Annotated in this window: 11 protein-coding genes; 4 read left to right on the top strand and 7 right to left on the bottom strand. The window is 64.1% G+C overall.

Features of this window, described 5'->3' with window-relative positions; all coding sequences use genetic code 11:
- Window positions 1-5: 5 nt before the first annotated feature.
- Entirely contained in the window at window positions 6-1,262 is a 1,257-nt protein-coding gene (locus tag I2H36_RS04595; RefSeq protein WP_425523279.1) for a glycosyltransferase family protein, read from the bottom strand.
- Between the two features lie 176 nt (window positions 1,263-1,438).
- On the opposite strand from I2H36_RS04595, the gene I2H36_RS04590 reads away from it, so the two are divergent.
- The 3 genes from I2H36_RS04590 (at window position 1,439) to I2H36_RS04580 (ending at window position 5,858) form a co-directional block, all read left to right on the top strand.
- On the top strand, window positions 1,439-4,159 hold the full coding sequence (locus tag I2H36_RS04590) for an ABC transporter transmembrane domain-containing protein (RefSeq protein ID WP_196262702.1): 2,721 nt from the start codon (window positions 1,439-1,441) through the stop codon (window positions 4,157-4,159).
- Window positions 4,156-4,602 carry a Crp/Fnr family transcriptional regulator gene (locus I2H36_RS04585; protein WP_196262701.1) on the top strand — a complete coding sequence of 149 codons (447 nt, stop codon included), beginning with the start codon at window positions 4,156-4,158 and terminating at the stop codon, window positions 4,600-4,602. The genes I2H36_RS04590 and I2H36_RS04585 overlap by 4 nt, the downstream gene beginning before the upstream one ends.
- 170 nt (window positions 4,603-4,772) lie before the next feature.
- Window positions 4,773-5,858, top strand: coding sequence for a transglycosylase SLT domain-containing protein (locus tag I2H36_RS04580; RefSeq protein WP_196262700.1), 1,086 nt, complete (start codon window positions 4,773-4,775; stop codon window positions 5,856-5,858).
- A 26-nt stretch (window positions 5,859-5,884) separates the two neighbouring features.
- Here I2H36_RS04580 and I2H36_RS04575 read toward each other — a convergent pair whose 3' ends face one another.
- From I2H36_RS04575 to I2H36_RS04565, 3 genes are all read right to left on the bottom strand, one after another.
- Window positions 5,885-6,550 carry a DUF924 family protein gene (locus I2H36_RS04575; protein ID WP_196262699.1) on the bottom strand — a complete coding sequence of 222 codons (666 nt, stop codon included), beginning with the start codon at window positions 6,548-6,550 and terminating at the stop codon, window positions 5,885-5,887.
- A gap of 83 nt (window positions 6,551-6,633) precedes the next feature.
- Complete coding sequence (locus I2H36_RS04570; RefSeq protein WP_114947155.1) at window positions 6,634-6,870, bottom strand: Lrp/AsnC ligand binding domain-containing protein; 237 nt, start codon at window positions 6,868-6,870, stop codon at window positions 6,634-6,636.
- A gap of 85 nt (window positions 6,871-6,955) precedes the next feature.
- A complete protein-coding gene (locus I2H36_RS04565) occupies window positions 6,956-8,260 on the bottom strand; it encodes a UDP-glucose dehydrogenase family protein (protein WP_196262698.1) in 1,305 nt (434 codons plus the stop codon).
- 169 nt (window positions 8,261-8,429) lie between these two features.
- Between I2H36_RS04565 and I2H36_RS04560 the strand changes: the two genes are divergently transcribed.
- Window positions 8,430-9,443 carry an asparaginase gene (locus I2H36_RS04560; protein ID WP_196262697.1) on the top strand — a complete coding sequence of 338 codons (1,014 nt, stop codon included), beginning with the start codon at window positions 8,430-8,432 and terminating at the stop codon, window positions 9,441-9,443.
- A gap of 7 nt (window positions 9,444-9,450) precedes the next feature.
- Here I2H36_RS04560 and I2H36_RS04555 read toward each other — a convergent pair whose 3' ends face one another.
- The 3 genes from I2H36_RS04555 to I2H36_RS04545 all read right to left on the bottom strand — a co-directional run bounded on the left by I2H36_RS04555 (window position 9,451) and on the right by I2H36_RS04545 (window position 12,122).
- The gene (locus tag I2H36_RS04555) at window positions 9,451-10,242 is read right to left on the bottom strand and encodes a bestrophin-like domain (protein WP_196262696.1); all 792 of its coding nucleotides are present in this window, start codon (window positions 10,240-10,242) and stop codon (window positions 9,451-9,453) included.
- Between the two features lie 106 nt (window positions 10,243-10,348).
- Window positions 10,349-11,332 (bottom strand): methylmalonyl Co-A mutase-associated GTPase MeaB, encoded by a 984-nt coding sequence (meaB, locus tag I2H36_RS04550; RefSeq protein ID WP_196262695.1) that lies wholly within the window; start codon window positions 11,330-11,332, stop codon window positions 10,349-10,351.
- Window positions 11,333-11,363: 31 nt separating this feature from the next.
- Window positions 11,364-12,122, bottom strand: a complete 759-nt coding sequence (locus I2H36_RS04545; protein ID WP_196262694.1) for a DUF3750 domain-containing protein — start codon at window positions 12,120-12,122, stop codon at window positions 11,364-11,366.
- Between the last annotated feature and the right edge of the window lie 128 nt (window positions 12,123-12,250).

The raw sequence follows: 12,250 nt of genomic DNA, 5'->3' as shown, positions 1-12,250 counted from the left end.
TCACTCTACTCGGCCGCCTGGTGATAGGCAGGGGCAAACCGTGATCGGGATTGGATCAGCACTTTGAGGCGTTCGCACTCCCGGTCAAGCCCATCGAGAAGGCCAGGAATCGTCACTTCCGACGGGCGAGGCTGGGACGAGAGCGCGCGCAGGGCAGCAGCCATGCGCTCCGGCGTACGGGGCTCCTTGTAGTCGCTCAGCATGCACACGAGACGGAGGCGCTCAGCCTCCACCGCTCGGATATACTGCTCCAACCGCGGCCGCGTGCGCGGGACGATGAGGGTGCGCTTGTCGAAGGACAAAGCCTCGCAGAAGGTGTTGTAGCCGCCCATGGCCACCACTGCGTCGGCCTTCTTCATCAGCCATTCGATCTTGTTGTCGAAGGACATCACGTCGAGCTTCGGCTGCCGGGCGATGCGCTCCACGAAGGAGCGGCGCTTGTCCCTGTCGATGAACGGGCCGAAGAGGATCAGGGCCGGCTGGTCGAGCTCCGCATCGGCCTCATAGGCCGATATTACCCAGTCGATCAGGTCGTCCCCGTCACCGCCGCCGCCGGTGGTCACCAGGATGAAGGGCTGCTTGGTGATCTTGGGGTATTTGGTCAGGGATGGGGTCGGCGGCACGTCTCGGCGCAGATAGCCGGTATAGGCGATCCGGTTTTCCACAGCCGAGGGGAGGTCCAGTGCCTTGAGGGGCTGGTAGACATCCCTCAAGCCGTAGACCCAGATCTCGTCATAATAGCGGATCAGGGCTGTCTTGGCGCCCTTGCGCTCCCATTCCGGAACCAGGAGGGCAGGCTCGTCCATAACGTCGCGGATGCCGAGCACGAGCTTGCAGCCGGCCGCCTGGAGAAAGTCGAGGGCCGGCACGATCTCGCCGCGGAAGCCCGTCGGCTCCTTGTCGACGATGAACACATCCGGCTTGAAGGCCTTCGCCGTCTGGAGAATGAGGGCTTGGCGCAGGCCCACCGCCTCGTCCAGGCTCACATTGAGGTTGAGGCTGCGGTAATCCCCATCGGGAAGCTTTGTAACGCCGGGGATGCGGATGTAGTCGACCCCGCTCTCGAACTCGAAATTACCGATCACGGGTGATCCCGAAATGATGATCACCGAGGTGTCCGGCTGGGCCTCCACGATGGCATTGGCCAGCGCCCGCGACCGGCGCAGATGGCCGAGCCCGAACGTGTCGTGGCTGTAGATGAGGACCCTTGCGCCCGGATGGGACTTGACTAAGGGCAGGCCTGTCTCTGTTCCCGGCTCCATGACCGCGTTTGCCATGCAGGCTTCCCTTGGTGGGCAAGAATAGGAAATTAGCGTATCGTTTATTGACGGTAGGCCAGCTACCTCTAACCTTACAATAGCCCCCCTCGTCAAACTATGGCGATGCCCCGGAACGGAAAGAGGGATCACAGGCACATGAAGATGGCATCACGGCGCTGATGGAAAAGAGCCTATTCCGCTATATCTGGACACATTCCAAGCGCGACCAGATGATCATCTGCGCCGTCGTGCTGGCGTCCCTGCCATTTTACTTCATGTCGCTCGATCTGCCTCGCCAGATCGTGAACCAGGCGATCCAGGGCGAGGCGTTTAGGGACGGCAATGCGACGGCTCCTCTCCTCAAACTGGCATTCGACTGGCCGGAATGGCTCGGAGGCGGCAAGTGGGAGATCTTCGAGGGCTTCCAGGTTGGCCGGGTCGGCCTGCTCATGGGCCTGTCCTTCGTCTTCCTTTTCTTCGTCATCGTGAACGGGGCCTTCAAGTACTGGATCAACGTCTCCAAAGGTGTGCTGGGCGAGCGCATGCTCAGGCGCATGCGCTTCGACCTGTTTGCCATGGTGCTGCGCTTTACCCCGAATGCCCTGCGGACCGTCAAGTCATCGGAGACCGCGACAATCATCAAGGATGAGGTCGAACCGATCGGCGGTTTCATCGGCGATGCCTTCATCACCCCCGTGTTCCTGGGTACGCAGGCCATCACCGCGCTCGTGTTCATCATGGTGCAGAACGCCTGGCTCGGCCTGATCGCCCTGGCGGTAATCGCCGTGCAGTTCACGATCATTCCGCGACTGCGACGCGAGTTGCTGCGGCTCGGCAAGCAGCGCCAGCTGGCCTCCCGCCAGCTGGCGGGTCGCATCGCGGAAGTCCTCGACGGCATCGAGGTCGTGCATGTTCACAATGCCTATGGCTGGGAAAGAGCTGAGATCGGGCACCGCCTCTTCAGTCTCTTCACCATCCGCTTGCAGATCTACAACCGGAAATTCTTCGTCAAAACCCTCAACAACTTCCTGGCCCAGCTGACGCCGTTCTTCTTCTATGCCATCGGCGGCTATTTCGCCCTGCGCGGCACCCTCGACATCGGCCAGCTCGTCGCGGTTATCGCGGCTTACCGGGAATTGCCGCCGCCTCTGAAGGAGCTGATCGACTGGGACCAGCAGCGTCTCGACGTTCAGGTGAAATACGATCAGGTCACCCAGCACTTCGCCGAGGAGAGGCTCGGCCCGATGCTGGAGGCCCGCGAAGCGGAGGAGGCGGATCAGCCTCTGGTCGGTTCCTTCGTGGGAGAGGACATCCGGGTCGCCGGACCGCATGGCGACCTGATCATCGAAGGAGGCGCCTTCACGGTCGAGCTGCCCTCGAGTGTCGCGCTGATTTCGAATGGCGGTGCGGCCGCCAGCATGCTGGCGCGCATCCTGGCCCGTCGAAGCCTGGAGTTCAGCGGCCGGATCCGCATCGGCGAGCGCGACCTGACCCAGCTTCCCGCCTCGGTGACTGGGCGCAGGATTGCCTATGCGGGCGTCGACCCGATTCTCTTTCCCGGCAGCATTCGCGACAATCTCGTCTACGGCCTCCGCTCCAAGCCTTTGGGCCGGCTGAAGGAGGACAGACAGGAGATGGACCGCCGGATCGCAGAGGCGCTCAGAACCGGCAACCCGGTTGAGAGCATCTCTGATCAGTGGGTGGATTACGAGCGCATCGGCGCAAAGGATGAAAACGACCTGGATCGCATCCTCCTCGATCTCCTCGACAGGGTCGGCATGGGCGACACGATCTACCTGTTCGGCCTTGCCGGCAGGATCGATCCGGAGCGCCATACGAGCCTTGCCGAACGCCTTGTCGAGGCCCGACACCGCCTTCGCAAGACCTTCCAGTCGAATGGCATGGCCGATCTGGTCGAGCCCTTCGATCCGGCGCGCTACAACAGCCAGGCGACGATTGCGGAAAACCTCCTCTTCGGCGTGCCGATCTCTGACGAGTTCAGGGGGCGCAACCTCGCTGACAATGCCCAATTCCGCAGCGCCATCGACAGGGCGGAGATGACGGACGACTTCGTCCAGATGGGCCTGCAGATCGCCGAAACCATGACCGAGATCTTCGAGGGGCTGCCGCCCGGACATTCCCTGTTCGAGCAGTTCTCCTTCATCGGCGCCGATGAACTGACCGAGTTCGAGGCCATTCTGCGCCGCCGCGGCCGCGGCGAGGGCAGTTTGAGACGCGAGGACCGCACACGCCTGCTGTCCCTGCCTCTGGCCTATATTGAATCCCGGCATCGCCTGGGTCTTCTCGATGATGCCATGACCGGCCGGATCGTCGAGGCACGCGGGATCGTCCATGAGGTTCTCGAGAAGGCAGGGTCGGGTGGCGTCGAATTCTATGATCCGGAAGGGATCTGCGCAGCCGCTCCCTTGAGAGACAACCTGCTGTTCGGGCGTGTCAGCTATCAGGTGGCCAATGCCCGCGCGCGGGTTGCGGAAGCGGTTGCCGCCGTCGTCCGCGAACTCGACCTCCAGGAGGAGGTCGAGAGGGTCGGCCTGGAATATCAGGTCGGCACAGCCGGCAGGCTCCTGTCGCCGCAGGAGCGGGCGAGCATCAACCTGGTCCGGTGTCTGGTGAAGCGCCCGGACATCCTGGTGATCGACGGAGCGCTCGCTCCCTTCGACGAGGCGAGCAGCCAGCAGCTGATTCAACTGCTTCTCGAGCTTTTCGACCAACAAAGCCTGTTCATGGTACTTCCGAATGATCGACAGGCCGGCGCCTTCGATGTTCAGATGCGTTTCCGCGATGGACAGATCATAACTGATAAGACGGCCGCTCCGGCTCCGAGGGCCTCCAGCCCTGAGCCGGACGCCCCCCAGAGGATAGCAGGAGAGGTGGCATGACCCTTGAGACGGAAGTTCAGTCCTTGCGGCAGGTCCCGATGTTCCGGGATGTGGACCCCGCTCGTCTGAAGCTTCTCGCCTTCACCAGCGAGCGGGTGCAATTCGCCGGGGGGCAGCGGTTCTTCTCCCAGGGAGACCCATCCGATACCGCCTATGTCATCCTCGAAGGCCGGGCCAACGTGCTGCTTAACACCCCTGGTGGGGAAATTCAGGTGGCGGAACTGGGGAGCAACGCCCTGGTGGGCGAGATGGGAATTCTGTCCGACACCCCGCGCTCGGCGACGATCATGGCGGCCGAACCGACCACGGCGCTTCGAATCGACAAGCGGGTCTTCCTGGAGCTCCTGGCCCAGTTTCCCCAGATGTCCCTGGCCATCATGCGGGAGCTGGCGAAGCGCCTCGAAAGGACTAATGCACAGCTTGTCGCCCAAGCCTCGTCCTGAATTTTTCGGAAAAAACCTGAAAATATCCCGGGGAAAAACCGGACAAGGTTAGCAAAATCTTACTTTTATGGCCAAGCTGACCGATTCTCGACACATCTACCCGTCAACCCTGTCCCCAGAATAACACAAGGGAAGGCCTGATCGTCCGGTCGGGCTATGCGGGATAAGTGATGATGAGTAACGCGAGAACGCTGCTATGCGCAGTACCGCAGCCTGTTGCGGATGTGCGTAAGACTGGAAGTCGCCGCTCACTCCACCTCGCCCTGGCCGCAGGCCTGATCATGGGCTTCCAGGGCCTTACGGCCGGACCGGCCGCCGTGGCCACCATCCCCACCGGCCTGATGGCGCGGCCTGCTGCCGTCCCGTCCGTGCCGGAGGACGTCACCGGTTCGGTGGTGACGGCGTCCGTGGCCTTCACCCCGAAGCTTGCCAAGGATCCGGGCCTCTTCAAGGCCATCCTCGATGGGGCCTTCTCCGTCGTGAAGCCGCGCGGCGAAAAGCCGGCGTCACCGACCATCTCGGAGACGGAAGCGGGGGATCCTGACGAGCTGATCCCCTTCAACGGCCGGACCGTGCCGCGCTGGCTGGTGCATTCAATCCTCAAGGCCGCCCATGCGACCGGTGCCGATCCGGTCTACATGATGACCCTGGCGGATGTGGAATCGAGCCTCTCGCCGGAGGCCAAGGCACGCACCTCCTCGGCCCAGGGTCTGTTCCAGTTCATCGACAGCACCTGGATCGAGACCGTCTACGAGCATGCCGCCGATTACGGCTTCAAGGCAGCCGCCGAGGCGATCCGGTATGTGAACGGCGAGCTCGCCGTCGAGCCTAAGGACCGCGACTGGGTCATGAGCCTGCGCACGGATCCCTATTTCTCCGCGCTCATGGCCGGCGAGCTGATCAAGGACGTGGAGCGGGCTCTGCAGGCTCAAGGAGAGCGGGAGCTGGCCGAGGCCGAGCTATATCTTGCTCACTTCCTTGGCGCTTCCAGTGCGGTCCGGTTCCTCGAGGTGCTGGATCAGGACCCCAACATGAAGGCCTCCAAGCTCTTCCCGAAGGCGGCACGCGCCAATGCCGGTCTCTTCATGGACGGCAAGGGCCGCAAGCGCCGTCCCGTGAGCGTCGCCGAGCTCTACAACAAGATCGACACGAAGATCGTCCGGCGCCTCGATCGCTATGAGGGTATCGGCCCATATCTTGCTGAGATCAGCCGTCAGGCCGATCGCACGGCCGAAGCGACTGCCGTCGTCCAGTAAAGGATCGGTCCCAACCATGGGACCTCTTACCCGACGGCGCTGATCGCCGATTGGGCCGAAGCTGGCAGCGTCCTCGTATGCACGAAGTCACCCTTCGCCATATAGGCCAGTTCTTCCTGCGTTGAGGCCCGGCCCAGAACCGGATTGCGATGTGGGAACCGACCGAAGCGGGTGATCACTTCGAGATTGGCCTGGGCTTGACTGAGCGAGAACTGCCAGACGGGCTTAAGGTGCTCTGGGGCCTCCTCCACGGCCTGCTCCGACAGGGCAACGATGCGCCTCATCCGTTCCAGATGGTCCGGACCCTCCGCATGGGCCAGCGGGAGCAGATGGAAAAACCTTTCAAAGGGATTCTGCAGGGCATCGTAATGGCCGTTCCGGAGGCCATCCTCCGCGATGCTCAATGCCTCCTGATCCGACGAATAGGCTTCGGCCGCTCCGGCAAACAGGCCTCGCGGAAACTGATCCAGAACGATGATGAGGGACAGGCGCCCGTGCGGGGTTTCCAGCCAGTGATCCAGCCGGCCGTTCCTGGCGTCCTGCACCACAGGCGCGAAATGCGCCATCTCCGCATTGGCGCCTCCACGCATCCACCAAACCAGCATTTGCCAGTGGGTGGCGATGTCGGCGTTCGAGAGATCGACCGGGAACCAGAACCGGTAGACCTGTTGCCAGTCCGTACGAGGTGACATCGGCTCCTCCCTGAAGGAAACCCGATGTTAGGCCATGCCGGCCGTTCCCGATGTGACCTGGATCACAGACCGTTGGGCAGGCTTCAGAACGCCTTGAAGGTGATGATCGTGTGCGTGTCGGCGATCTCCGGGATGATCTGCACGTTCTCGGCGATGAAGTGGCCGATATCGACGCCGTCGTCCACGTGGAACTTGGCGAGGATGTCGTAGTTGCCGGCGGTCGAGTAGATCTCGGACGCGATCTCCCGGTCCGCGAGGGCATTCGCGACGGCGTAGGTCTTGCCGAGCTTGCACTTGATCTCGACGAAGAAGGTCTGCATGAGCCGCTCCCGGTGGCGCAATCTTTGAGATGCCTCTCTCATGGCATCGGCGGGACCGGCGCGCAAGCCGAACCCCAGGCCAACATCAGGGACGCCCGATGCTCACATAGGTGAAGCCGTGGCGGCGCATCTCGTCGGGGCGGTAGACGTTGCGCAGGTCGACCACCACCGGCTCGGCAAGGGCTGCCTTCAGGCGGCGAAGGTCCAGGGCGCGGAACGTGTCCCACTCGGTCACGAGCACCAAGGCATCCGCATCGTTTGCGCAGTCGTAGGCGTCCTTCGTGTAGTGCACGTCCGTCAGCATGGACCGGGCGGCTTCCATGCCTTCCGGATCATAGGCCTTCACCCGAGCACCGGCATCCTGGAGCGCCGTGATCACGTCGATGGAGGGCGCATCGCGCATGTCGTCGGTGTTGGGCTTGAAGGTCAGCCCAAGTACCGCAATGGTCTTGCCGCGCACGGAACCGCCGCAGGCCGCGATCACCTTGCGGCCCATGGCGCGCTTGCGCTGGCTGTTGACCGCCGCCACCGTCTCCACGAGGCGGATCGGCGCCTCGTGATCCTGCGCGGTCTTGATCAGGGCGAGCGTATCCTTCGGGAAGCAAGAGCCGCCATAGCCCGGGCCGGCGTGGAGGAACTTGGAGCCGATGCGGTTGTCCAGCCCGATGCCGCGGGCCACGTCCTGCACGTTGGCGCCCACATGCTCGCACAGATCCGCGATCTCGTTTATGAAGGTGATCTTGGTGGCAAGGAACGCGTTCGCAGCATACTTCGTCAGTTCCGCCGTGCGCCGGGTCATGGCGAGCACCGGCGACTGGTTGAGATAGAGCGGGCGGTAGATATCGTTCATCACGCTCAGGGCGCGCTCGTCGTCGGTGCCGATGACGATGCGGTCCGGGCGCTTGAAGTCGGCAATCGCCGCACCTTCGCGGAGGAATTCCGGGTTGGACACCACGGCGAAGTCCGCATCGGGCCGGGCCTCGCGAATGATGCGCTCCACCTCGTCGCCGGTGCCCACCGGCACGGTGGATTTGGTCACGATCACCGTATAGCCGTCGATGGCCGCGGCGATGTCGCGGGCGGCCTGATAGACGTAAGAGAGGTCCGCATGGCCGTCGCCGCGCCGGGAGGGGGTGCCCACCGCGATGAAAACGGACTCAGCGCTCCTGACCGCCTGGGTCAGGTCGGTGGTGAAGGTGAGGCGTCCCTCGCGCACGTTCTTGGCGACGAGCTCGGCCAGCCCCGGTTCGAAGATCGGGATCTCGCCCCGGTTGAGGGCATCGATCTTAGCCGGGTCCTTGTCGACGCAGCAGACCTCGTGGCCGAAATCCGCAAAGCAGGCGCCGGACACTAGGCCCACATAGCCTGCTCCGATCATCGCGACATGCATTAGGGGCTCCCCGTTTGTTCAAGCTTTCGGTTTAAGGTGACCCTGGCTCTGCCGCAAGCTGTTGCCTGCGGCGATTCCGTGGTGGTTTTCTGCTCTTTTGCAACAACGTCCCCTTTGACTTCTGGCCCCAGTGCCTCCACAACACCGCCGCTTTTCAAACGGGGCATTGATGGACAACCCATTTCTTGTCGAGGTCACTCGCGGCCATCTGGTCGAGTCGCGCCACAGGGGCAGCGTCTCGGTGGTGGACGCCGAAGGCGCCACGGTTCTGTCGATCGGCGATGTGGACCGGCGCGTTTTTCCGCGCTCCGCCGTCAAGGCGCTTCAGGCCATCCCGCTGGTCGAGAGCGGGATTGCGGACAAATACGGCCTGACCGACGACGAGATCGCGCTGGCCTGCGCCTCGCATTCCGGCGAGCCGGCACATGCGGCGGCGGCCCAATCCATGCTGTCCAAGGCGGGGCAGGATGTAGGCTGCCTAGAATGCGGCATCCATTGGCCCATGGGCGAGGCTGCGAACCGTGCCCTGGCGGCGTCGGGAGGCAGCCCCAGCGCCCTGCACAACAATTGCTCGGGCAAGCATGCCGGCTTCATCTGCCTCGCCTGCGGCCAGGGGGAGAACCCGAAGGGCTACGTGCTGGCGGACCATCCGGTTCAGCGCAAAGTCCGTGAAGCCCTGGAAGATATCACCGGCGCCTGCCACTCGGTCGAGAAGAGCGGCATCGACGGCTGCTCGATTCCCACCTATGCGATCCGGCTCCCGTCGCTCGCCTTCGGGTTTGCCCGTTTCGGCACCGGCCTCGGCCTGCCCGGCGAAGGCAAGGCGGCCGCTGCCCGGATCCGCAAAGCCGTGGCCCGCCATCCTTTCATGGTGGCCGGCACCGGCCGCTTCGACACGAAGCTGATGGAGTGTCTCGGCGAGCGCGTCTTCGCCAAGGTGGGTGCCGAGGGCGTCTATTGCGCTTCGTTCCCGGAACTCGGCTACGGGATCGCCCTCAAGGCCGACGACGGCAATGCCCGGGCGGCCGAAGCCATGATGGCCGGCCTCGTTCTCCGCTTCCTCTCCTTGAGCGACAACGAGCGCAAGGTGGTTGAAGCGCTGGCGCAGCCCGTGCTCAAGAACTGGAACGGGATCGAGCTCGGGCAGATCCGGCCGACCGCGGAAATCCTGGGGACGGCGTAAACCGGCATCAGGCCCGTGGCTGCATCTGCTGGCGGGCCTGAATCAGATCGTCGGGCCGAAGGCCATGCGCGCCGTGGAACGGCCGGTCGAGCACGGCGACCATGTAGACGACGAGGCCGATGAAGGCCATCAGCACGCCGCCGAGGATGAAGTGGGTTGTACGCTTCAGATCGAACAGCCAGAGAGTGAAGACGTTGAGGGCCGCGCCGACCATGACGACGGCCCAGATCACTCGCGGGACGCTGGTTCCCGCCGCCTGCACCCGGAGGCGGCGCTGCTCGATGAACTCGGCGAAGGTCCTCAAGGCCTCCTCATGGAGCAGGTCCTCACCGGTGGCGCGGTTGGGCCTGAAGCTAAGAAGGTCCCGGCTCAAGCGATCGACCAGCAGCGTGCCCGGCGTGGAGACCTGATTGCCCTGCTGGAAGGCCCAGCCCGGGCCCGTCTCCTCCTCGACATAGCGCAGCAAGGCCTCGGAAAGAGATGAGCGGGCAGGCTCCGGATAGCCGCTGAAGACCCGATGGAGGGCAACTGCGCTCGAGGCCTCCCGTCCGACAGCGTCCTGGGCCTTGTTGTAGTTCTCGAACACCGCAATCGAGAGCAGGGCCAGAAGAACCCCGTAGTAGAGCGAGAAGGCGTTCAGGAGCAGTCCGACAACCGTGTTCGCGTCCTTTTCACCGCGCAGCAGGCGGCTGAGAACAGGCTGCAGGAGCGCCGATCCGATCAGGGTTGGCACCACGAAGACCAGGCAGACGATGATGGCGCCGAGCAGGAGAGGCAGTTGATGCAGCCGGTCGATCACGATGCAATCCGCTCCTGTCCTGACGAGCCAAAGAATCCGCCCAGAATTGAACCGGGTTTTTGAGCCTGGATCAGGTGCAATTCCGGATAGGGGGATGGATGGGCTGCTAAATTCCCAAGAGCTTGACGATCTCGCTCGCCGCCGCATTGGGCGACAGGGTGCCGCCTGCAATAGCGCGCTCGATCTCCGGCACGCGCTGGCGCAGGGCAGAATCGTGGGTGAGGCGCTCGTGCAGGCGCTCGTGGACGAGGGCCCACATCCATTTCGTGTCCTGTGCCCGCCGCTTGGCGGCGAGCTCCCCGGTGGCCTCCAGGCGCTTGCGGTGGTCGAGCACCTTGGCCCAGAGCTCGTCGAGCCCCTGGCCGGTCAGCCCCGAGACCGTCAGCACAGGCGGCGTCCAGGTAGGCGAGGCCGGGGCCAGGATGTGCAGGGCGGCCGTGTACTCGGCGGCGGCTTTCTTCGCCTTTGCACCCGCATCGTCCGCCTTGTTGACGGCGATCAGGTCGGCCAACTCCAGGATGCCCTTCTTGATGCCCTGCAACTCGTCGCCGGCACCAGGCAGCATGAGGACGAGGAAGAAGTCGGTCAGGTCCGCCACCGCCGTCTCCGACTGCCCGACGCCCACGGTCTCCACCAGGATCACGTCGAACCCGGCGGCCTCGCAGAGAAGCATCGTCTCGCGGGTCTTGGCCGCGACGCCGCCGAGCGTCCCGGAGGAGGGTGAGGGGCGGATGAAGGCGTTGGGATCGGCCGCGAGCTGCGCCATCCGGGTCTTGTCGCCGAGGATCGCCCCGCCGGTGCGGGTGGAGGAGGGGTCGACGGCGAGCACCGCCACCTTATGACCCTTCTCGGTGAGCATGGAGCCGAGCGTATCGATGGTGGTGGACTTGCCCACGCCGGGAACGCCGGTGATGCCGATGCGCACGGCCTTGCCGGTGCGGGGCATCAGTTCCTGAAGAAGCGCGCGCGCCGCCTCCCGATGATCGGGACGGCGCGACTCCATGAGCGTGATGGCGCGCGCCAAAGCGGCCCTGTCGCCGCTGGCAACCATCTCCGCCGTCACTGTCTTCTTCTGTGAGCCCCCAGTCATAACGGAGCTTTAGCGCATTATGCGAAGGCTTTCACCACGTGATCGGGTCCATGCCGAACCGTCCCCAGGCGGGAACCTTGATGGCCGGTCGGCGCAGGTCGAGGCCTGCTACGAGGCCCATGAAGTCGATCTCGACACCTTCGATCCAGCCGACCGCGATGCCCGCGTAGCCGCCGAGCGAGATCTGGATGCCGGTGCGGCTCGGGGTGAGGCCGACGATGTCCCGCCAGGGCTGCCAGTCCTTCCCAAGAGCCGTAGGCGGCAGGGCGGCGGCGAGTTCGGGGACGGAGCGCATCACATGCGCCACGAAGGTGTTGGAGTTCGGCCCGGGCCAAGCGTTGTAGGCGCCGAAGGTCTGGTAGGGATAGCTCGCCACGGCTTGGCGCACCTCTGGAATCACGCGCTCGGCCTCGGGGCCTTCTATCACCACCACCGGATGGGGCGCGTTGCCGAACCAGCGCCCGTCCGGCGCCCAGCCGTTGGTGCGCACCGGGCTGCCCCAGCCGACCTTGTCGTAGCGGGTATAGGTGCGGGCGCCGGCCTCCTTCACCACCACCCAGGTATGGTGTGCGAAGATGCCGCGCCAACGCCCGACCCGCGCGGCATAGACTGCCACGATGGCCTGAGGAGCCTCGGACGCCGGCGGCAGGAGCTTCGCGCTCGACCAGTCGGCCGCTCCCCAGTTTGGCGCAATATCGTCGCGCATGGCCCACCAGAGGGCGTGAGCCCCCAGGGGAATGAGAAAAAGGGCAACGATGACAAGGAAGATACGGGCGAGAGTGGCGAGCATGGGGTGAAGGTACGGTCGGAGCCTGCCTGCATCAAGGCACCGGTCCTGCGGCTTTGTTCACCAATGCTTTACCGCAATGCGGCACGAGTGGAGGCTGCGGCAGCGTTTTTCGCCTTGCGCATGCCATG

It is taken from the genome of Microvirga terrestris (genome assembly GCF_015694425.1).
In the GTDB taxonomy this organism is placed as follows: Bacteria; Pseudomonadota; Alphaproteobacteria; order Rhizobiales; family Beijerinckiaceae; genus Microvirga; species Microvirga terrestris.
The sequence above is the reverse complement of the archived record's forward strand: the minus strand, read 5'-3'. Positions and strand labels throughout refer to the sequence as shown.